15 protein-coding genes are annotated in these 19,782 nt (G+C 72.5%); 8 read left to right on the top strand and 7 right to left on the bottom strand.

Annotated features, from left to right (window positions below; all coding sequences use genetic code 11):
* Positions 1–2: 2 nt before the first annotated feature.
* Together OM076_RS05855 and OM076_RS05850 are read right to left on the bottom strand one after the other, a co-directional pair.
* Complete coding sequence (locus tag OM076_RS05855; protein WP_270038551.1) at positions 3–506, bottom strand: hypothetical protein; 504 nt, start codon at positions 504–506, stop codon at positions 3–5.
* Complete coding sequence (locus OM076_RS05850) at positions 503–1,336, bottom strand: hypothetical protein (RefSeq protein WP_270038550.1); 834 nt, start codon at positions 1,334–1,336, stop codon at positions 503–505. Before OM076_RS05850 ends, OM076_RS05855 begins: the two co-directional genes overlap by 4 nt.
* Before the next feature lie 151 nt (positions 1,337–1,487).
* Between OM076_RS05850 and OM076_RS05845 the strand changes: the two genes are divergently transcribed.
* From OM076_RS05845 to OM076_RS05835, 3 genes are all read left to right on the top strand, one after another.
* The gene (locus OM076_RS05845; RefSeq protein ID WP_270038549.1) at positions 1,488–2,477 is read left to right on the top strand and encodes a hypothetical protein; all 990 of its coding nucleotides are present in this window, start codon (positions 1,488–1,490) and stop codon (positions 2,475–2,477) included.
* A 174-nt stretch (positions 2,478–2,651) separates the two neighbouring features.
* Positions 2,652–6,311: an amidase family protein gene (locus OM076_RS05840; protein WP_270038698.1), complete on the top strand. Its 3,660-nt coding sequence runs from the start codon at positions 2,652–2,654 to the stop codon at positions 6,309–6,311.
* Between the two features lie 546 nt (positions 6,312–6,857).
* A complete protein-coding gene (locus OM076_RS05835) occupies positions 6,858–7,079 on the top strand; it encodes a hypothetical protein (RefSeq protein WP_270038548.1) in 222 nt (73 codons plus the stop codon).
* Positions 7,080–7,094: 15 nt separating this feature from the next.
* On the opposite strand, the gene OM076_RS45875 is transcribed toward OM076_RS05835, so the two are convergent.
* Positions 7,095–8,444 carry an adenylate/guanylate cyclase domain-containing protein gene (locus OM076_RS45875; protein WP_270038547.1) on the bottom strand — a complete coding sequence of 450 codons (1,350 nt, stop codon included), beginning with the start codon at positions 8,442–8,444 and terminating at the stop codon, positions 7,095–7,097.
* A gap of 8 nt (positions 8,445–8,452) precedes the next feature.
* Positions 8,453–9,274 carry a lytic transglycosylase domain-containing protein gene (locus OM076_RS05825; protein WP_270038546.1) on the bottom strand — a complete coding sequence of 274 codons (822 nt, stop codon included), beginning with the start codon at positions 9,272–9,274 and terminating at the stop codon, positions 8,453–8,455.
* 66 nt (positions 9,275–9,340) lie between these two features.
* On the opposite strand from OM076_RS05825, the gene OM076_RS05820 reads away from it, so the two are divergent.
* The gene (locus OM076_RS05820; RefSeq protein ID WP_270038545.1) at positions 9,341–10,687 is read left to right on the top strand and encodes an ATP-dependent 6-phosphofructokinase; all 1,347 of its coding nucleotides are present in this window, start codon (positions 9,341–9,343) and stop codon (positions 10,685–10,687) included.
* Here OM076_RS05820 and OM076_RS05815 read toward each other — a convergent pair.
* Positions 10,684–11,247, bottom strand: a complete 564-nt coding sequence (locus OM076_RS05815) for a dihydrofolate reductase family protein (protein WP_270038544.1) — start codon at positions 11,245–11,247, stop codon at positions 10,684–10,686. The genes OM076_RS05820 and OM076_RS05815 overlap by 4 nt on opposite strands.
* Positions 11,248–11,453: 206 nt before the next feature.
* Here OM076_RS05815 and OM076_RS05810 point away from each other — a divergent pair, with 206 nt between their 5' ends.
* Positions 11,454–14,948, top strand: a complete 3,495-nt coding sequence (locus OM076_RS05810; protein WP_270038543.1) for a serine/threonine-protein kinase — start codon at positions 11,454–11,456, stop codon at positions 14,946–14,948.
* On the opposite strand, the gene OM076_RS05805 is transcribed toward OM076_RS05810, so the two are convergent.
* Both OM076_RS05805 and OM076_RS05800 read right to left on the bottom strand, forming a co-directional pair.
* A complete protein-coding gene (locus OM076_RS05805; protein WP_270038542.1) occupies positions 14,945–15,196 on the bottom strand; it encodes a hypothetical protein in 252 nt (83 codons plus the stop codon). The two genes, OM076_RS05810 and OM076_RS05805, sit on opposite strands and share 4 nt — an antisense overlap.
* Positions 15,193–17,133, bottom strand: coding sequence for a S41 family peptidase (locus tag OM076_RS05800; RefSeq protein WP_270038541.1), 1,941 nt, complete (start codon positions 17,131–17,133; stop codon positions 15,193–15,195). The genes OM076_RS05805 and OM076_RS05800 overlap by 4 nt, the downstream gene beginning before the upstream one ends.
* 61 nt (positions 17,134–17,194) lie before the next feature.
* Between OM076_RS05800 and OM076_RS05795 the strand changes: the two genes are divergently transcribed.
* The 3 genes from OM076_RS05795 to OM076_RS05785 all read left to right on the top strand — a co-directional run bounded on the left by OM076_RS05795 (position 17,195) and on the right by OM076_RS05785 (position 19,546).
* Positions 17,195–17,872: an FHA domain-containing protein gene (locus OM076_RS05795; protein WP_270038540.1), complete on the top strand. Its 678-nt coding sequence runs from the start codon at positions 17,195–17,197 to the stop codon at positions 17,870–17,872.
* Between the two features lie 130 nt (positions 17,873–18,002).
* A complete protein-coding gene (locus OM076_RS05790) occupies positions 18,003–18,560 on the top strand; it encodes an RNA polymerase sigma factor (protein WP_270038539.1) in 558 nt (185 codons plus the stop codon).
* A complete protein-coding gene (locus OM076_RS05785) occupies positions 18,557–19,546 on the top strand; it encodes a sulfurtransferase (protein ID WP_270038538.1) in 990 nt (329 codons plus the stop codon). Before OM076_RS05790 ends, OM076_RS05785 begins: the two co-directional genes overlap by 4 nt.
* The last annotated feature ends 236 nt before the right edge of the window (positions 19,547–19,782 follow it).

The raw sequence follows: 19,782 nt of genomic DNA, 5'->3' as shown, positions 1-19,782 counted from the left end.
CGTCAACCCTCCGACTCGAACCCGCCGGAGGAGTCGAAGCGCGGCTTCGGCTTGGACTGGCGCGGCGCCGCGGTCGCGACGGGTGGCGAGACCGGAGCCGCCGCAACCGGTGGCGCGGGCGTCCGCATCGGCACGGGCGTCGCGACCGCGCAGCCCGCGGCGGCGCAGCGTGACGCGGGCGTCGTCGCCGCGCAGCCTGGCGTCATGGACGCGCACGACGATGCCGCTGCGCGCGTCGGCGTGGCGTGCGGGCGGGCGGCCGCCGCGCGGTGGCGCTTCGTCGCGGCCCGGCCACGAGCGGCGCGCCGGGGCTTCGCAACCGCCGTCGGAGCGGGCGTCGCGGCGACGGGCAGCGCCGCCACGGAATGCAGCGCCCGCACCGCGGCCGGCGCGGGTGGGCGAGCGGTCGCGGCATCCGACGGAGAGGCCGGATCCGGCCGGGACGCGATCGCGAACGACGCGACGAACGCCAGGACGAGCAGGCAGCGCAGCGTGATCGACGTCATGCCCCGGCGCATCTGCTCGGCCGGTCGGCGCCAGGGACCAGGCACCGGTCGAGCCGCCTGGGCTCGGCGTGGCGCCGGATGACGATCGAGGTGAACTTGCCGACGTAGCCCGCCTTGGTCACGCGGATCTCCAGTCGTGTCCCGGCCTTGAAGCCGCGCTCGAACTTGCGCAGGCGAAGCTTGCCCGCGGGTGACACGAAGTGGCGGGCCGGACAGTCGCGGCCCGCGCAGTCCACCGAGATCCGCACGTCGCGTGGCGCGCGCACCGACAGCAGGGTCAAGCGCGCCCCGGTCGCGGTCAGCTCGCCGCGGAAGCGCACCACGGGGAACGGATCGAACGCGAGCGGGACGAGCGGCGACGCGATCACGGGCACGACCACCGGCTCGGGGTCGGGCGCCGGGGGCTCCGCCGGCTCCGGTGTCGCGACCGGCTCGGGCGTAGGCGTGGACGTGGGCGTCGCCACCGGCGCGGCGAGCACCGCCGCGGTCGGCTTCGACCGAGCTTCCTTGGACCCGGCGCTGTTGGTCACTTTCAGGCCCACCCGCAGGTATGCGCCGACGTCCGCCTCGACGACGCGATAGCGCTCGCTCACCGCGTCCGTGATCGCCGCGCACCCGCCCGCCGGCTTGGTGCAGCGCTGCCATACCCACGTCGCGGTCGGCGCCGGATCGCCCGTCCAGGCCGCCACCGGGGCCAGCTCCTCCCCCACCTGCGCGGTACCACTGATCACCGGACCGGCCACGATCACCGGCGCGGTCGCCGCTCGCGCCCAACCGGGAACGATGAGCAGCGCCGCAGTGACCACAAGGCACGCCAGACACGCGCGCATCCAACAAACGTCCATGAAGGCCCGCATCGTCCCCCGCCGTGTCCGCGTGGGCAACAGCAGAACCTGACCGAACGTCGAGGTCGGAGGGTGAGTGGGTTGGTCCCGCGGGGTGATTGCAGCCCGCGGGCGAAACCGGGACGCTCGCCACGAGATGCAGGACCTATTCGAAGCGACGTTGGATCCGCCCACCGCGGAGAGACGCTTCCGCCGGCCGACGACACTCGGAGACGCCTTCGGCGTCGGCACCGGCCCGCAGGCCGAGCGTGCCGCGACGCTGGTGCGGGCCTTCGAGACCGAGCACGACGTGCTCGAGCGCTACTACGGCAGCTGGATCGCGGTTGCCGTCGCACTGGTGAGAGAGGACGGGCGCGAGCGGCTCGAGATCGCCTGCGCGCCCGACGTGCGGCTCGAGCAGAGCGTCGAGGAGCTGCTGTTCCGCGCCTACGGGCTCTACCGCCAGGTGGACCTCACCTTCGAGGCCGGGCGCGACCGCGCCCTCTGCCTGCGGATGCTCTACGGCGTCATCTCCGGCATCTTCAAAGAGCTCGACCGCAACGCGGCCACGCACGCCGAAGGCCAGCCGGTCGAATGCGCCCGCATCGAGTACCTCGACGCCGCGCTCAAGCGCGCCGAGGGCTACTTCCAGCGCGCGGCGCAGCGACGTGCGCAGCTGCGCTATCTCGCGGGTGTCATCGGCGGGCTCACGGTCATCGCGGGCGTCGGCTGCCTGCTGTCGCTCGGTCTCACCCAGCTCCCCGCGCTCCAAGAGGACTCCGGCATGTACCTGGTCAGCCTGATCGCGGGCGGGCTCGGCGCGATCCTCAGCGTCCTGTACGGGATGACCTCCGGCAACCTGCGCCTGCACACGCTCTTCGCCAACGCCGAGTCGGGCCCCGGGCCGCTCGTCGCCGCCGGCGCGCTGCGCCCGCTGCTGGGCGCGCTCTCGGGCACGGTCGTCTACGTGCTGCTCCAGAGCGGCCTCGTGCCGCTGAAGGTGCCCGACGGCGCCGCCGGCACCCATTTCTTCATCGCGATCGCGATCCTCGCGGGCTTCAGCGAGCGCTGGGCGCGGGGCGTGCTGGCGGGCACTGAGGAGCGGATCCAGGGCAGCACGCCACCCAAGGCGCAAGCTCCCCGCTGAGTTGAAAATGAGCGTCTCGACCGCCGGTCCGTAGCCGTTCGGACCGTGCGTCCATTCCTGCGCATGAACGCCTGGACATAGGGTCCCAAACGGGTCTGAGGTCGCTCGAGGAGGGGTCCGCGACGGTCTTTGCCCGTCCCTGTTCAGCTCCTCAAGGAGACGCACTTGCGTCGGATGATCGTCGCCGCCCTGGCCACCGCCGGGCTGCTCACCTGTACCTCGGCCGCCATGGCCGATCCCTCGTTGGATCTCGAGAACCTGTCAGGTGCGCAGGCCGAGCAGATGTTGCAGAGCGGGCAAGTCACCTCGGTGCAGCTCGTGCGTGCGTACGAGGCCCGCATCGCCGCGATCAACAAGTCCGGGCCCGGCCTGAACGCGGTCACGCAGATCAACCCGGAGGCGCTCCAGCAGGCCGCCGACTCCGACTACGCCCGGGCGCACGGCAAGAACCTCGGACCGGCGATGGGTCTGCCGATCCTGCTCAAGGACATCGTCGATGCCACCCCGATGTACACGTCGGCCGGCGACTGGGCGCTGAAGGATTCCTACCCCCAGAACGACTCCGGCGTCGCCAAGGAGCTCAAGGCCCACGGGGTCATCATCCTCGGCAAGCTCGGGCTCTCCGAGTGGGCCAACAGCTTCGGCAGCCAGCCGTCGGGCTTCAGCAACCTCACCGGCCAGGTCCTGAGCGCCATCGACACCGCGGAAGGCCCGAGCGGCAGCTCGAGCGGCTCCGGCGCCGCCGCGGCCGCCAGCCTCGCCGCGCTGACGATCGGCACCGAGACCAGCGGGTCGATCATCAGCCCGTCCACGCAGCAGTCCGACGTGGGTCTGCGGCCGACCGTCGGCCTCGTCCCCGGCTACGGGATCTCGCCGATCGATGTCTCCCAGGACACCGCCGGCCCGATCGTCCGCACCGTCTCCGACGCCGCGATCACGCTGCAGTCGATCGCCGAGGTCCCGGGCTCAGATCCCACGGCCAACCAGGAATACCTGGACCTGATGGGGCCGAACTACTTCGGCAGCCCGGCGACCGGCCAGCCCAACGGCGTCAATGACATCCCGGCGCCCGTCGGCTGGAACGGCTCGCTGCCGAGCTACACGTCGGCGCTGGACCTGAACTTCGTCAAAGGCAAGCGCATCGGCTACAACAACGCGACCTGCACGCCGCAGCCGTGCACGCCGACCGCGCAGCAGCAGGCCAACGCCGCCGCCGTCGCCGCGCTCACCGCGGCCGGCGCGATCATGGTGCCGGACGCGTCCACCACGGTCGCGACCGTCGCCCCGCTTCCGAGCGGGTGGGAGGCACACGCGACGATCGACGAGTACTACAAGGGCCTCGGCCCCAACGTGCCGGTGAAGTCGCTCGCCCAGGAGGTCGCGCTCGACAACACCAACCCGCAGGAAGCGACCAAGGACGGCAACTCCGCCCACGCGAGCGAGTCGCTCAGCGATGACACGACCATCACCAACCCCATGGCTCCGACCACGCTCGGCCAGACCAACGCAACGCAGTTCGCCACCAACCTCGTCCTGCGCAAGGCGGCCTACCACTCGGCGCTCGACGCGATGATGAACTGCCCCGGCGCCGGTGTCACCACCAACTCCACCAACGCCGCCGGCCTCGCCAACGGCACCACCACCTGCCCGGACGGCACCGTCAACCCGGTGATCGCGATCATCGGCTCGGCTCCGAGCACGCCGCAGGCCGGCTACCCGGAGATGGTCGTCCCGATGGGCTACACGACGACGCAGCGCCGCAACATCGGCGTCGACGTGTTTGCCGGCCCGTACGGCGAGCGCGACATCATCGGCGTCGGCTACGTGATCGAGCAGGGCACGAAGCTCCGCAAGCCGGTGGGCGAGGTCGACCCGGCCTCCTACCGCTGCGCCCGCACCGACGTGCCCGAGCCCTACGCCGCGCGCGGCCACTGCAACCCCGACTACACGTCGGTGATGAGCATGCTGGGCAACGTCAAGACGATCCTGCCGTTCCCCCTGGAGACGAGCTCCGCGCAGAGCCTGCAGGCCAAGCTCACCGCCGGCACGCTGACCTCCCAGCAGCTGGTGAAGGCGGAGCTGACCCGCATCGCCCTCGCCAACGCCAACGGTCCCTCCGTCCAGGCCGTCCGCGCGATCAACGCGCACGTGCTCGACGAGGCGGCCGCGGCCGACGCGCGCCGTGCCGCCGGCGGCACGCTCGGCCCGCTCGACGGCATCCCGGTGCTGGTCGACGACTCGATCAGCGTCAAGTCGCTGGCGACCAGCGCCGGCTCGATCGCCCTGCAGGACAACCTGCCGTCCGACGACGCGGCCCTGGTCGCGAAGCTCAAGGCGGCGGGCGCGGTGATCCTGGGTGACACCAACGTCACCGAGATCGGCGGCGCGTTCGACACCAACATGCCGCAGGGCTACTCGTCGCTCGGCGGCCAGGTCCTGCTGCCCTCTGACACCAACAAGAGCATCGGTGGCTCCTCCGCCGGCTCGACGGCGGCCGTCGCCGCCGGCTTCGCCCCGCTCGCCGTCGGCATGGAGACCTCCACCGACAGCGCGCAGCTGATCACGCCCGCGGCCAACGCCGGCGTCGTCGCCCTCAAGCCGACGGTCGGCACCGTCAGCCACGACGGCGTCCTCCCCGTCGCCACCTCGCAGGACGCGCCCGGCCCGGTCGGCCAGACCGTGTTCGACACGGCCGCCGAGCTGAGCGCGCTGACCGGCCACGACTACACGACCGGCCTCTCGGCGACCGCGCTGAGCGGTAAGAAGATCGCGGTCATCGCCAACACGACCGCCCCGTACCCGGCGGCGCTCACGACGCTGACCACGCTCGGTGCCACGACCACGACGGTGACCCCCGGCGCGGCCACCACCGCGCCCAGCATCGTCCCCTACGAGCTGCAGCGGGACTTCAAGTCGCTGCAGAGTGTCATCGACTACAACACCGCGCACGCGGCCGAGGGCCTGAAGTTCGGTCAGACCGGTCTGACCGCCGCGGCGGCCACGACGGACTCCGCCGCCTACGCGACCAACCTCGCCAAGGGCAAGGCGGACAGCAAGGCCGTGCTCGACGCGATCCTGGCCGCCAACTCGGCGATCCTGGTCCCGCAGGGCAACGCGCTCGTCAACGTCGCCGACCGCGCCGGCTACCCGGTGCTGACCCTGCCGGGCGGCTACGGCGTGCGTGACAGCTCGACGGGTGCCGACCCGATCGGCCTCGTCCTGATCGGCGCCGCCGGCGGCGAGGCGGAGCTGCTCAACGACGCGTACGCGTTCGAGCAGAGCGCCAAGGTCCGCGACGTCGGTCCGCCGTACTTCGTCGGCGCCGCGCAGTTCCCGGGCGTCACCGGGGCGCCCAGCGAGACCAACCAGAGCATGTGGCGGTGCGTCGAAGGCAGCGCCTTCTACCACCCGTACGCGTGCAACGCGGGTGAGATCGGCACGGCGCTGGCGGCCGGCCCCGTCGCGACCGCCGTCGAGGGCGACGTGGGTGGGAGCGTCCCGGCCACGCTTTCGCTCACTCTCGGGGCGCCGGCGAGCTTCGGCGCGTTCACGCCGGGGATCGCGAAGGACTACACCGCGTCGACCACGGCCAACGTCATCAGCACCGCGGGTGACGCGGCGCTGACGGTGTCCGATCCCGGCCACCTCATGAACGGCACGTTCTCGCTGCCGTCGCCGCTCACGGTCGCCTTCTCGAAGTCGAGCTGGTCGGCTCCGGTCTCCAACGACCCGGTCACGATCACGTTCGGCCAGCACGTCGGCGCGACCGACGCGCTGCGGACGGGCGCGTACAGCAAGACGCTGACGTTCACCCTGTCCACGACGACCCCGTAAACACGGCCGACGCGGGCGCCGCCGAGGCGGCGGCGCCCGCGTTACCGCGGCTTTACCGGTACGTATCCGGCCCCGGCGAGTCTTCCCTCAACAGCAACCGAGGAAAGGCGACACCCATGGGTTTCAAGTACGGCGTGACGAACGGTTGGAAGGTTTCCCCGAGCACGTGGCGGGTCTAGAGGACCAGCCGCAGGAACCCGGCGAGCGCGAGCCGCCGGCAGCGGAGGAACCTCCGCCGGAGCCGACGCCGAATTCCGGCGCGCTCCCACCTGATCTTCAGCGCGCGCTGACTTGGTTCTAGCGCTGGCGCGGCGGGCGCTTCGGTGCGGGTCCGCGCGGGACCTCGGTCACCTGGGGGAATGTGAACTGGCGGGTCATCGTACGTGTGATCTTGCTGCAGGAGGGCGGTCGATGACATCCACCTCGGGGTGGAAAAAGATCCCCCTCGCTTCATTGATCTGTCGAGGGAATAGCGGCGAATAGGACCGTCGAGCCCGCCGCAAACAGCGCGGCGGGCAAGTCCCCCCTCACTCCCAAGGAGTCCACATGTTCCGTTCCAACGCTCGCCGTGGGTTCATCGTCGCGCTGCTCGCCGCCGGCTCGATCGGCGTCTCCGCCGGTGCCGCCAACGCCGCCACGATCACCTACCAGCTCACCAAGAAGGAGCAGAAGGCCGCCTGCGGCAACTTCGGCGGCACGATCGTCTTCAGCGACAACAGCTCGCTCGACTGCCACACCGGCGTCGCGACGCTGCCGAGCGCCAGCTAGAGAGGCGAGCGCCAGCTAGAGAGGCCCCAGCCCGTTCAGGACGTAGGCCTGAACGGGCTGCACCTTGCCCTTGACGTGCATCTCGGGCAGGGCGGTGACATTGGCGCCGGAGGCGAGACCCGCGAGGGTTTCGCTCCCGATCACCACACCGCCGGGCGGCGCCTGGCCCTCGAGCCGGGCGCCGAGGTTCACGGTATCTCCAAAGACGCCGTGGATGCGGTGACCGCGGTCCCCCACCACGCCCGCCAGCACCGGGCCGGTGTTGACGGCGGCGCGGAAGCGCGGCCATTCCGGATGGTCGGCGCGGATGGTCGCCACCCGCCGCTGCAGCTCGAGCGCGGCGCGCGCGGCCCGCTGGGCGTGATCGGGCTGGTCGCCGCGCTTGTTGAAGATCGCGAAGATCTGGTCGCCGACGAAGTCCTGCACCTCGCCGTTGAACTCGCGGTCGATCATCGGCGCGAGCTCGCCGAAGTAGGTGACGAGCATCGCGTGCACCTGCTCGGGCCCGCGCGCCTCGGAGAACGGCGTGAAGCCGCTGAGATCGGCGAACAGCACGCTCACCTCGCGCTTTCCCGCCAGCGTCTCGTCCAGGTAGAGCCCGCTGAAGCGCTCCTCGTACCACTCGCTGTTGGCCGCAGCGGCGATGGCGAAGAAGCTGATCGCCATCAGGGCGTGCCACTCCCACCAGCTCAGCCGCCAGCTCGTCGGCAGCGACACGACCGCCACGATCAGCGCTTCGGCGAGCAGCGCGAAGGCGAACGCCACGGCGAAGGCGAGGCCGGTGCGGCGCCGCCACCACACGCGGAAGTACGACCAGGACGAGTAGCCGTAGAGGACGACGCCCAGCGCCGCGACGGCGCTCAGCGGCGCGTCGACCTGCGCGGGCGTGACCGGCTGGTGCAGCGGCGGGAGGCCGGCCACCGAGACGATCGCCCAGAGCGCCATGATCGCCAGCACGCCCGCGAGCAGCCAGCGCGCGGCGGCGACGATCCGCAGCGAAGCGTCGAGCCCGTACTCGACCGCCGACGCCGCCGCGAAGGCGCCCGCCAGGACCAGCCCGATCGGCGTCGCGAGCACGAAGCCCGCGCTGCCGCCGTCGACCACGACGTTCGGCGTCGCCAGCGCGTGCAGGCCGAGGAACCCCGCGCTGACCAGGAACGCGAGCCCGATCAGGAGAAGCCGCGCGTCCCGCCGCCGTCGCCCCGCCTCGCTGATGGCGATCGCCAGCGCGCCGTTGACGACGCCCGCGGCCAGCACGATCCAGAAGTGGACGGGATCGACCTCCCAGCGCTCGTCGATCGTCGGCGCGGCGCGCAGCAGGATCACCAGCGCGAGCGGCAGCGCGAGCGCGATGCCCCACGGCACGAGCCGCATCATCGCCCAGGCCCCGTGATCCGGCGCGCCCCGCCGCCCGGCGTGCGCACGAAGACCTGCCACGCGTAATACGTCAGGAAGGCGCGCTGGTCGGCTCGCATGCGCGCGGCGAGCCGGCGCACCGCGCGCACGTACCGGCTCGAGTGGTTGTAGGCGTACAACGCACGGTCGAGACTCTCCGACGCGCCCGCGCGATGCAAGTAATTCGCCGCAGCGAGGATCGCGTCGCGCGGGTCGTCGATGTCGCCGCCCAATCCGTACTCGCGCCACGTCGCCGGCAGGAACTGCATCGGGCCGCGCGCACCCGCCTCGCTCGCGCTGCGCACCCGCCCGAACGCCGACTCGACGAAGTTCACCGCCGCCAGCACCGACCAGTCGACGCCGAAGCGCCGCTGCGCCGCGTCATACGCCGCGCGCAGCTCGGACGCCGGCGCGGCCGCGGCGACGCGCACCCGCGGTGGCTTCCCACGCGGGATCGCGTCCAGCGCGCGCCGCGCGGCCACGGTGTCGCGGGCCTCCCCGCGCACGTCGTCAGGCAGCTTCGCCAGCGTCGCGTCGCCGAGTGCCCGCCGCTGCGCCAGCAGCCGCAGGATGCGCTGGTGGTGGAGGGCGAGGAGCGTGACGTCGTCCGGCACCGCGCCGCTGCCGTCCCAGCCGGACGCGCGCAACCGGCGGGTGGTCGTCGTAAAGGCCTCGGCCAGAGCGGCGGGCTCGCGCGCCAGCGGGGCGTTCGCCGCCGGCGGCGGGTCGTCGCGCAGCGTGCGGGAGTCGCCACCGGTCGCCGTGACCGCCACCAGCAGGACGGCCAGGAGCCACCACATGGCGCCCAACCCTAACGAGCGGGTTGGACGGCCGGGCCAATCACAGCGGGCGACGGGACCCGCAACATGCAGCGCATCGACACGACCGTCACAGGCCTCGGCGACTGCCGGCACGACTCGCCCCTGACCGAGCTGCTGTATTTCCGGCGCAGCTCCCACCACTGGGTGGACGCGAGCGACCGCGTGCTGATCGACGACACGGCGGCGATGGTCGCCGCGCGCGGCGGCGGGATCGCGGACCTGCCCGGCTTCGAGGCCGGTGGCCCGCGGCGCAAGATCTTCTTCGATCCATCCAAGACCCGCGTCGGGATCGTCACGTGCGGCGGGCTCTGCCCGGGGCTGAACAACGTCATCCGCGGCCTCGTGATGGAGCTCACGCGCCACTACGGCGTGCGCCGGATCGTCGGGTTCCGCAACGGCTACCAGGGCTTCATCGCCCGCTACGGCTATCCCGTGATGGACCTCGACGAGGCCGTCGTCGACGACATCAACGAGGACGGCGGGACCATCCTCGGCAGCTCACGCGGCCAGCAGGACCCGGACGAGATCGTCGACTGCCTCGAGCAGCTCGGCGTGAACATCCTGTTCGTGATCGGCGGCGACGGCTCGCTGCACGGCGCGCAGCGGATCGCCGACGTGATCGCCCGCCGGCGCCTGCGGATCGCGATCGTCGGAGTGCCGAAGACGATCGACAACGACATTCCGTACATCGATCACAGCTTCGGCTTCCGCACCGCGTTCTCGCGCGCGACGGAGTCGATCCGCGCCGCCCACATCGAGGCCCGTTCGGCGCCAGGCGGCGTCGGCCTCGTCAAGTTGATGGGGCGCCACTCGGGCTTCATCGCCTGCTACGCCGCGCTCGCCAAGAACGACGCCGACTACGTGCTGATCCCGGAGGTGCCGTTCACGCTCGACGGCGAGGACGGCTTCCTCGTCCACCTACGACGCAAGGTCGCCACCCACGGCCACGCGGTGATCGTCGTCGCCGAGGGCGCCGGCCAGGAGCACATGGTGGTCGAAGCGGGCGCCACCGACGCGTCCGGCAACGCCCGCTTCGGGGACATCCAGCGCCACCTGCACCAGCGGATCACCGACGACTTCGCCGCGCACGGCACCGAGCTCAATCTCAAGCTCCTCGATCCGAGCTACGTGATCCGCAGCGTTCCCGCGAACCCGTACGACAGCGTCTACTGCGTCCGGCTGGCCCACGCCGCGGTGCACGCGGCGATGGCCGGCCGGACGGAGGTCGTGGTCGGGCGCTGGCACGGGCGCTTCGTCCACATCCCGATCAGCCTGGCGATCAGCTCGCGCAACACGGTCGATCCACACGGGGACCTCTGGCTCTCGGTGCTGGAGTCGACCGGCCAGCCCGCCCGCTGGGGCCCGCGTCCCGCGCAGCTGAAGGTCGCTTAGCGCAGCGGCAGGTAGGTGAGGATCAGCGTGCCCGTGTCGAGGACCTTCGAGTCCGCGAGCTTGAGCGCCGCCATGTCGTCCTGCTCGCCGAACAGCCGCTTGCCGGAGCCGAGCACGACGGGGAACAGCATCAGCCGCAGCTCGTCGATCAGCCCGCGCGCCAGCAGGCCCCGGACGAGCGAGGGGCTGCCGTGGACGAGGATGTCGCCGCCCGTCTCCTGCTCGCGCAGGCCGGCGACGTCGTCGAACGAGATCACCGTCGTGTTGTTCCACGTCGGGTCCTTCAGCGTCGACGAGACGACGTACTTGGGCATCGCGTTCATCTTCTCCGCGAAGCCCATCTCGTCGTCCCGGCCCGGCCACGCCTCGGCGAAGCCCTCGTACGTCGTGCGGCCGAGCAGCTGCGCGTCGTGGTCCTTGAGCTCCTGGAGCTTGAACTTGAAGCCCTCGGGGTCCTGGAACTTGAAGCTCCAGCCGCCGTGCTTGGTGCCCTCGGATCCGCCCGGGTCCTCGATGACGCCGTCGAGGGAGATGAATTCGGTGACAACGATCCTGCGCATGATCGACCTCCTGGTTGCTGGGTTCTGTCGAGGGCGACGAACGACGCGTCGTCGAACCAGACACACCCACCGGGGATTGTCATCCAGCGGACAATGCCCGGCGCCGGGCGAACCGGCAGTTGAGGCATTCCACCAGAGGCGAGGTGGACGAGGTGCTGGGGAGGGGTTAGGCTGCGCGCCCTGCGAGCCGTCATGATGCGCCGCAGGTGGCGGATCACCCCGGCTCCGAAACCCAGGACGACCGCGCTCCGGCGACCGAGCTGGTCGCCGGTCGCTACCGGCTCCTGCGACGGCTCGGCCAAGGGTCGAGCAAGATCGTGTATCTCGCTGAGGACCAGGTGCTGCCGCGCCAGGTGGCGCTGGCGCTGGTCCCGGGCACCGATCTCGCGAGCGGGCGCTTCCTGGACGAGGCCCGCCTGATGGCGCAGCTCGGCGTGCATCCGAACGTCGTGACGATCCACGACATCGGCGAGGCCGACGGCACGCCGTTCATCGTCACGCCCTACTTCGAGGGCGGCTCGCTCGACGAGCACCTCGCGGCCGCGCCCGACGGCCGGCTCGAGATCGCCGAGGCGGTGCGGATCGCCGCCGAGGTCGCGTCCGGCCTCGCGCACGCTCACGCCGCCGGGATCGTCCATCGCGACGTCAAGCCGAGCAACGTGTGGCTCACCGGCGAGCGCCGGGCGGCCCTGGGCGACTTCGGTATCGCCCGCAGCCTCGAGCACCCGGGCGACACGACCGAGGGGATGCTCGTCGGCACCGCGCTCTACGTCTCACCCGAGCAGGCGCTCGGCGCCGCCGTCGACGCCCGCAGCGACCTGTACTCGCTCGGCGTGACGCTGTACGAGCTGGTCTGCGGCGAGCGGCCGTTCACGGGCTCGAGCGCCGCCGAGATCGTCGAGCGCCACCGCCACGACGCGCCGCCGCCCCCCTCGCGCCTGAACGTACGCGTGCCGGCCGTGCTCGAGCGGCTGATCCTGGGGCTGCTGAGCAAGCGCGCCGCCGATCGCCCGGAGTCGGCCGAAGCGGTGCGCAAGGCGCTTCTCGGCACGATGGAGCTGCCGCCCGCACCCGCCCACACGACCGCCGGGTTCGTGGGCCGCGCCGAGGAGCTGGCGCGCGGGCGCGACGCGCTCGCCGGCGCCCTCGCCGGCCGCGGGCGGATGGTCGCGATCACGGGCGAGCCGGGCATCGGCAAGACGCGGATCGCGCGTGAGCTGGCGGCGGAGGCCGAGGCGGCCGGCGCCGCCGTGCTGTCCTTCGCCTGCCCAGAGGAGACCGGCGCACCCGCCTACTGGCCGTGGCGGCAACTGCTGCGCTCGCTGCCCACGATCGTGCGCCGCACGCCTCCGCTCCCGCCCGAAGTCGCCGCGCTGATCGACGGCCAGGAGGCGGCTGAGCAACCCGCCGATCCCGAAGAAGCGCGCTTCCGTACGTTCGAAGCGATCCTTTCGGTGTTCGAGGCCGCCTCTGCCCGCCGCGCGCTGGCGCTCGTCCACGAGGACTTCCAATGGGCGGATCCGCTCTCGGTTCGCCTGCTCTGTCATCTCGCCCGGCGGATCTCGTCGGCGCGCATCCTGCTGGTGGTCACCTACCGCGACGGCGCGATCGGCCCCGGCGACCCGCTGCGCGAGGTGGCCGACGTCGTCGCCGACGTCCATCACGTCGGCCTCGAGCTGCGCGGCCTGGGCGAGCCGGAGATCGGCGAGTTCATCGAGCGCACCGCCGGCGTCCGCTCGCCGCCGCTCGCCGGGGCGCTCGCCCGCCACACCGGCGGCAACCCGTTCTTCGTCGCCGAGATCGTCCGGATGCTGCGCTCGGAGGGCCGCCTCGACGACGCCGACATCGGTGCGTCGCTGCCGACGCGCGTGCGCCAGGTCGTCGGGCGCCGCCTCGATCGCCTCTCCCCCGACGTGCGCCGCACGCTCGAGGCCGCCGCGGTACAGGGCGCCGAGTTCGAGCTGGACGTGCTCGCCGCGACCGCCGAGGCCTCGCGCATGGCCATCTACGACGCGCTCGAGACCGCCCGCGCGACCCACCTCGTCACCCCCGCCTCCGGCCGCCCGCGGACCTGGCGCTTCGCCCACGCGATCATCCGCGACGCGGTCGCCGCCGACCTGCCCGAGTCGCGCCAGGCGCTGCTGCACGCGGCGGTGGGCCGCGCGCTGGAGCGCCACCCGCGCGAAGGCCGGATCGACGACGTCGAGGCGCTCGCGCTGCACTTCGTCGCCGCCGCCGAGCTCGGCGACGAGGAGGCCGAACGCGCCGTTCACTACTCCCGGCTGGCGGCGGAGGCCGCCACCCGCTTGCACGCCTACCCGCAGGCGGCCCGCCACTACGAACGCGCGCTGACCGCACTCGGGCTGCGGGAGAGCGCCCACGCGCGCGAGCGGTTCGACCTGCTGCTCGCGCTCGCCGACGCCGTCACGTCGCAGGGCGACGCGGCCGCCGGCCGCCGGATCTACATCTGGGCCGCCGCCGAGGCGCGCCGGCTCGACGATCCCGACGCCTTCGCCGAAGCCGCCGTCGGCCACTCGGAATGGCAGGAGTACGGCGGTTCGCCCGAGACGGTCTCGAGCCTGCTCGAGGAGACGCTCGAGCGCCTCCCGGCCGGCGACAGCGCGCTGCGGGCGACCGTGCTCGGCCATCTGGCCTCGCGCCTGCCAGCCGGCCGGCAGCCGGAGCGCGAGCAGCTGATCGACGACGGGATCGCGATGGCCCGGCGCCTGGACGACCGTGACGTGCTCGCGGTGCTGGTCACGCGCAGCCTGTTCGTGCACTGGGGCGCCGAGCGGCGCGAGACGCGGCGGCGGCGCGCGGAGGAATCGCTCCTGCTCGCCGGCTCCGGGCGCCCGAGCGTCGCGGCGCTGTGGACCCGAGTCGTCCGCCTGCTGGACGCGTTCGCGGTCGGCCGGATGGTCGATGCCCACGCCGAGCTGGCCGAGTTCGAGCTGCTGGCGGAGCGACTTGGCCGCCCGTTCTACACCTGGTTCGACCTCGTGATCAAGGGGACGCTGGACACGTTCAGCGGGTCGCTGGACGAGGCGGAGCGGCTGGCGGACCGCGCGTTCGCGCTGATCAGCCGGCTCGAATCGGACTCGGGCCAGGAGTACGCGGTGCAGCGGCTCGCGCTCGCGCGGATGCGCGGACGGCCGCAGGACGCCCCCGCCGCACAGCTTCGCGACTACGCCGAGCGCTTCGCCACGCTGCCCGTCTGGCTCGCCATGGCCGCCTCGCTGGAGGCCGACCTGGGCCGCGCCGACGCCGCCCGCCGCGCCCTCGACGCCGCGATGGGCCCCGGCCCGCGTGGCCTGCAGCCCGACGAGGACTGGCTGAGCCGCCTCTTCCTGCTCGCCGAGGCCGCCGCGGCGGTCGGCGACGCCCGCCACGCGACACGGCTCTACGCCTTGCTTGAGCCCTACGCGGAGGTCAACGTGATCACGGAGCGCGGGTGGGCGGCGTGGGGCGCCGCGGCGCGCTCGCTCGGCAAGCTCGCCGCGGTGTGCGGCGAGCCCGAGCAGGCGACGGCGTGGTTCGAGCGCGCGCTCGCGCTGCACCGCGCCTGGGGCGCCGAGCCGCTCGTCGCGCACACGATCCTCGACCACGCCCGCGCGCTCCCGCACTCCGGGCCATCGGAGGCGCTACGCCACGAGGCGCTGGAGCTCAGCGCGCGACTCGGCCTCGAAGCGCGGCTCCCCTAGTTCTTCGCCGCCCACTTGCTCGTCCACTTGCTGGTCCACTTGTCGATCGACTCCTTGAGGTCGTCGGCGCGGCCCATGATCTCGTCGCGCTGGGTGTGCTCGTCCTCGTAGGTCTTGACCTCGTCGATCTTGTCCAGCAGCGTGCGCGCCTCGTTGCGCAGGTCGACCAGCCGGTCGATGATCTCGTCCGCCGACTGGCTCTCGTATCCGTCCCAGGGCTGCTTGTCCTTCGGCACGTCCTCACTCACCTCTTCGTCGTGGGGGTCATGGTGCTCACGGGCGTGATCCGCACGCCGACCGCGGTGGCCCGGCCGGTTCCGAACCGCTCGCGCCGGGCCGCGACGAGGTCGATCCCCGCGTAGCCATAGAGCTCGAGCAGGTGGCTGGCGCCGGGGTCGGCGGGCAGGTCGAGCGGGTTGGGGCCGTCGGTGAGCGGCGCGCGGATCAGCGCCGGCCGGCCGTCGAGGTAGACGTCGAGGCTGTCCAGCCCGGCGGAGTCGAGATCGAGCGCGACGGTGCCGTCCTCAAAGGTCAGCGTGACGTCGAGCCGATAGGACGGCCGTTGGGCGAGCGTGTCGATCGCGAAGGCGACGAGATCGTGGTTGTCGCCGAGCACGTCGTCGCGCGTCAGCTGGTACTCGAGGTCGCGGGTGACGCCGAGCTCCTCGATCGGCGTGCCGCTGCGCGCCCCGACGCGCACGTTGCGCCGCAGCGCGATGTCGAACGTCACGTCCAGCGGCAGCGCGAACGCGTGGCCCGCCAGGTGCTCGATCGCCGAGAGGTTCCAGGCGTTGCCGCCACCACCGCCGGTCGAGCGGTCGACGCCGATCACCGGACCGAGGCCGTGATCCTGGAACCCGGCGGCGAAGCCATCCGTCGCGCTGTAGGAGAGCGCGTCCATGACCAGCACGACCGGCCCGTGGTAGACCTGGCCGATCGCGTTGCACGCCCGGTCGTGACCGGGCTCGAGCGGGAGCGCGTCCGACAGGTCCTCGCCGGTACGCGAGGAACGCTCCAGCGACGGCTTCCACTCGGAGAACTCCGGCCTCCGCGCGAGCTTCTGCGTCCCCGCGGTCGTCAGGAACTGGACCCCGGCGGGGTGGACCCGGCTCGGGGTGAAGAGCTGCAGCAGCCGCTCGGCGGCCGCGATCCGCCCGCCCGGGTTGCCGCGCACGTCGATGATCAGCCCCGCGTCCGGCCGCGCCCGCGTCAGCAGCCGGCGGACCTCGTAGACGAACTCGGTCTCGGCTTCGACCTCGAAGGAGTACAGCCGCAGGTGGCCGTAGCGGCGGTCGCCGCGGTTGATCAAGCGGAAGTCGAGGTTGTCCGGGAAGCTCGACTCGACCGGTACGCGCAGGTCGGTTCGCGCACCGCGCTCGCGCGCCATCGCCTCGGGATAGAAGCGGGTCTTCTGCGCGCGCCGGACGGCCTCGCCGTGGCGGTCCACGCCGAGCGTCACCGGCGCGCGCCCGCGGGTGTCGCGGCGGTCCGTGCTCCCCGGCGCCTCGGGCGGCCGGTAGACCCGCCAGCGCAGGCGGATCGAGCCGGGACCGCCGTCCGCGTCGCGGTAGTCGACGATCACCCAGTCCTCGTCGGGCAGCGGCGAGAACGTCAGCGCACGGTCGGTCAGCCGGGCGACGCCGCGGGCGAGCCGCGCGTCCTCGTGGGTGCCGGCCTGCCAGCGCGCGTTCAGGCGCACCGCCCGGTCCGCCGCCATCCCGTTCCAGCCGGTGATCTCGACCCCGGGCACGAACGGCACCCCGGTGTGCTGCTCGTCCTCCACCCACGCCTCGGTGAGCACGGTCACGAGGTAGCGCGGCGTCTCCGCGGCGCGGTCGATGCACTGGACCCGGAACGGCAGCGCAGCCGCCAGATCCCGGTAGGGCTCGGGCACCCAGTAGATCGTGTGCCGGTCCTGGAGGTCGGCGAAGATCGCCAGCATCTCGTCATGGAACGCGCGGTCGGTCAGCGGCTCGCAGCGGTCGTCGAGGATCCGCAGCGCCTGCAGCGGGTCGATGCCGTGCAGCGCGCGCTTCATCGGCAGGTGCACGTAGTAGTCCGCCAGCAGTGTCCTGGCGGTCGCGACGATCCGGTGCTTGTCCTTCGGCGTCAGGCGCCGCTCGCGCTCGTGCTCGGCGCGGAAGTCCGCCAGCAGCTGCAGCTCTCCCAGCACGGGATCGGCCATAGGCGCGACGCTAACCGATCCGGGGCTTTACGCGTGCGAGAGCGCCGAATACGATCGGCCGGTGGGGTCTCCCGCCTTCCAGGTCGCCTCGGTGGCCGAGCTCGTGGCACGCCGCGAGGCGGAGCTCAGCGGTCAGCCGTTCGTGCTCTTCCGCAACGACGCAGGCGTCCAGCAGGTCGTCGCGCTGCCCGGCGACGCCGGCCCGGTCCCGATCGGCCGTGAGCCCGACGGCGGCATCCGGCTCGACTGGGACGCGAAGGTCTCGCGCGTGCACGCCCTGCTGGAGCGGGTGGGCGGCGAGTGGACGATCGTCGACGACGGGCTCTCGCGCAACGGAACCTACGTCAACGGCGCACGCCTGCTGGCGCGCCGGCGGCTCGCGGACGGCGACACCGTCGCGTGCGGCGGCGTGACGATCCTCTATCGCAACCCGTCGGCGGGCGAGCGGACGGAGACGGTCAACGCGCCACTGGACGCGCCCGCCTCGCGGCGCTTCACCCCGGCCCAGCGCAACGTGCTCGTGGCGCTCTGCCGGCCGCTGAAGGACTCGCCGCACGCCTCGCCGGCCACGAACAAGAAGATCGCCGAGGAGCTCTCGGTCAGCATCGACGCGGTCAAGACGCACCTGCGCCGGCTGTCGGAGATCTTCGGCGTCGACGCGCTGCCGCAGAATTCCAAGCGCACTGCCCTCGCGTGGAAGGCGCTCGAAGAGGGCGCCGTCACCGCGCGCGACTTGTAGAGGGGGATCGCGGCTCACCCTCCGCCTCCCCCTAGGGGCGCGGATCGCCACCTCGACCACGTCTCGGGGGAGCGCGAACGGCCCCCAGGCGGACTGTTTGCGCGGCGCGCGGGAGCGGAGGCTCGGCGGTATGACCTCCCCGCACTCCCCCGCTCTCGCACTCGCCGCCGTCAGCCGCGGCGAGCCCCAGGCCTGGGCCGCGGTCCGCGAGCGCTACGGCGCCCGCGTGCGCGCCGTCGCCCGCCGGCACCGGCTGGCCGCGCACGACGTCGAGGACGTGGCCCAGAACACGTGGCTGCGGCTGTTCGTCAACTGCGGCGCGATCCGCGAGCCGAAGGCGCTCGGCGCGTGGCTGGAGACGACCGCGCGGCGCGAGAGCCTGCGGCTGCTCGAAGCCGCCCGCTGCGAGTTCGCCACCGAGCACCAGCAGCTCCCTGAGGCGCCTGCGCCGGCGGTGCCGCCGCCGGTCCTGCTCGAGGAGCGCCGGGCCGCGCTGCGGACCGCGCTGGGCAAGCTCCCGGAACGGCACGCCACGTTGATGCGGCTGCTGATCGCCGAGCCGCCGCCGACCTACGAGGAGATCGGGCGGGTGCTCGCGATGCCGGTGGGGAGCATCGGGCCGATCCGCGCGCGCTCGCTGGAGCGGCTGCGTCGCGACCCCGAGCTGGCCGCGGCGCTCGCGGCATGAACGAGACGTTCGAACACGGGCCGTGGCCGCCGCGCCCCGTCGAAGTCCGTCTCGAGATCGTCTACGACGACGAGCTCGACGTCGACGACCCGGCCTTCCGCTATGCGCTTCGGGACCGTACCCCGACGTCGATTCGCCGCCCCGGCCCGGCCGGGGCGGCGGGACGTTGTAGTTTGGCCCGGGTGATCGCTCCCGTCATCGACGTCGCCGACCTGCGCCCCGGGTTCGTCCTGGCGGACGTCCGCTCCTACCTCGATGGGCGCCGCGGCCGTGACGCCTACGACGCCGGTCACCTGCCCGGTGCCGTGTTCGTCTCGCTCGACGAGCAACTCGCCGACCATCTCGATCCCAACCTCGGCGGCCGCCACCCGCTGCCTTCGCCCGCGGCGTTCGCCGCCGCCATGGCATCGCTCGGGATCGGCGACGACGACGTGGTCGTCGCCTATGACGACGCGGGCGGGACGATGGCCGCGCGGCTGGTGTGGATGCTGCGGGTCACCGGTCACGAAGCGGCGCTGCTCGACGGCGGGATCCAGGCCTGGGACGGAGCGCTGGAGACGGACGCGCCCTCCCGCGCGCCCGCGACCTTCACCGCGCGCCAGTGGCCCGCCGAGCGCTTGGCGTCGATCGACGAGGCCGCCGACACCGGCGCCAACGTGGTGATCGACGCGCGCCAGCGCGAGCGCTTCGAGGGCGGCGCGGACGACCTGGACCCGCGCTTCGGCCACATCCCCGGCGCCCACAGCGTGCCGTGCCGCGAGAACCTCACCGCCGACGGGCGCTTCCTCCCCGCCGAGGAGCTGCGAGCCAAGTTCGGCGAGGCCGGCATCACCGGCAACGAGCCGGTGATCTCCTACTGCGGCTCCGGGGTCACCGCCTGCCACAACCTCCTGGCGCTCGAGCACGCGGGCCTCGGCCTCGGCCGGCTGTTCCCGGGCTCGTGGTCGCTCTGGAGCCGCGACCCCGACCGGCCCTTGGAGACCTAGTACGGGCCACGGAGACCGAAAGTGTGTCCCGCGCACGCGTGGGCCCGGTCGCCGTGGTCGACCGTGCCCGTTTACGAGTCAGACGTGTGCTCGATCAGGTTCGCGCTCGCGACGCGAGCGTCGCGTTTCTCGCGCTCTGCTCACGAAAGTCGACGCTCGCTCACCATCCCACCTGTCACGTTTGCCGTGGGCGGGGTGATCGGCGCGCGTGAGAACGCCCTTTCTGTCTCCGGACG

The sequence above is a fragment of the Solirubrobacter ginsenosidimutans genome, assembly GCF_027587205.1.
The sequence above is the reverse complement of the archived record's forward strand: the minus strand, read 5'-3'. Positions and strand labels throughout refer to the sequence as shown.

Coding starts and splice junctions, on each gene's coding strand:
- OM076_RS05790 (WP_270038539.1), top strand. CDS start 18,003: ATGACCTCCCCGCACTCCCCCGCTCTCGCACTCGCCGCCGTCAGCCGC.
- OM076_RS05845 (WP_270038549.1), top strand. CDS start 1,488: ATGCAGGACCTATTCGAAGCGACGTTGGATCCGCCCACCGCGGAGAGA.
- OM076_RS05800 (WP_270038541.1), bottom strand. CDS start 17,133: ATGGCCGATCCCGTGCTGGGAGAGCTGCAGCTGCTGGCGGACTTCCGC.
- OM076_RS05785 (WP_270038538.1), top strand. CDS start 18,557: ATGAACGAGACGTTCGAACACGGGCCGTGGCCGCCGCGCCCCGTCGAA.
- OM076_RS05825 (WP_270038546.1), bottom strand. CDS start 9,274: ATGTGGTGGCTCCTGGCCGTCCTGCTGGTGGCGGTCACGGCGACCGGT.
- OM076_RS05840 (WP_270038698.1), top strand. CDS start 2,652: ATGATCGTCGCCGCCCTGGCCACCGCCGGGCTGCTCACCTGTACCTCG.
- OM076_RS05835 (WP_270038548.1), top strand. CDS start 6,858: ATGTTCCGTTCCAACGCTCGCCGTGGGTTCATCGTCGCGCTGCTCGCC.
- OM076_RS05850 (WP_270038550.1), bottom strand. CDS start 1,336: ATGCGCGCGTGTCTGGCGTGCCTTGTGGTCACTGCGGCGCTGCTCATC.
- OM076_RS05855 (WP_270038551.1), bottom strand. CDS start 506: ATGACGTCGATCACGCTGCGCTGCCTGCTCGTCCTGGCGTTCGTCGCG.
- OM076_RS05815 (WP_270038544.1), bottom strand. CDS start 11,247: ATGCGCAGGATCGTTGTCACCGAATTCATCTCCCTCGACGGCGTCATC.
- OM076_RS05820 (WP_270038545.1), top strand. CDS start 9,341: ATGCAGCGCATCGACACGACCGTCACAGGCCTCGGCGACTGCCGGCAC.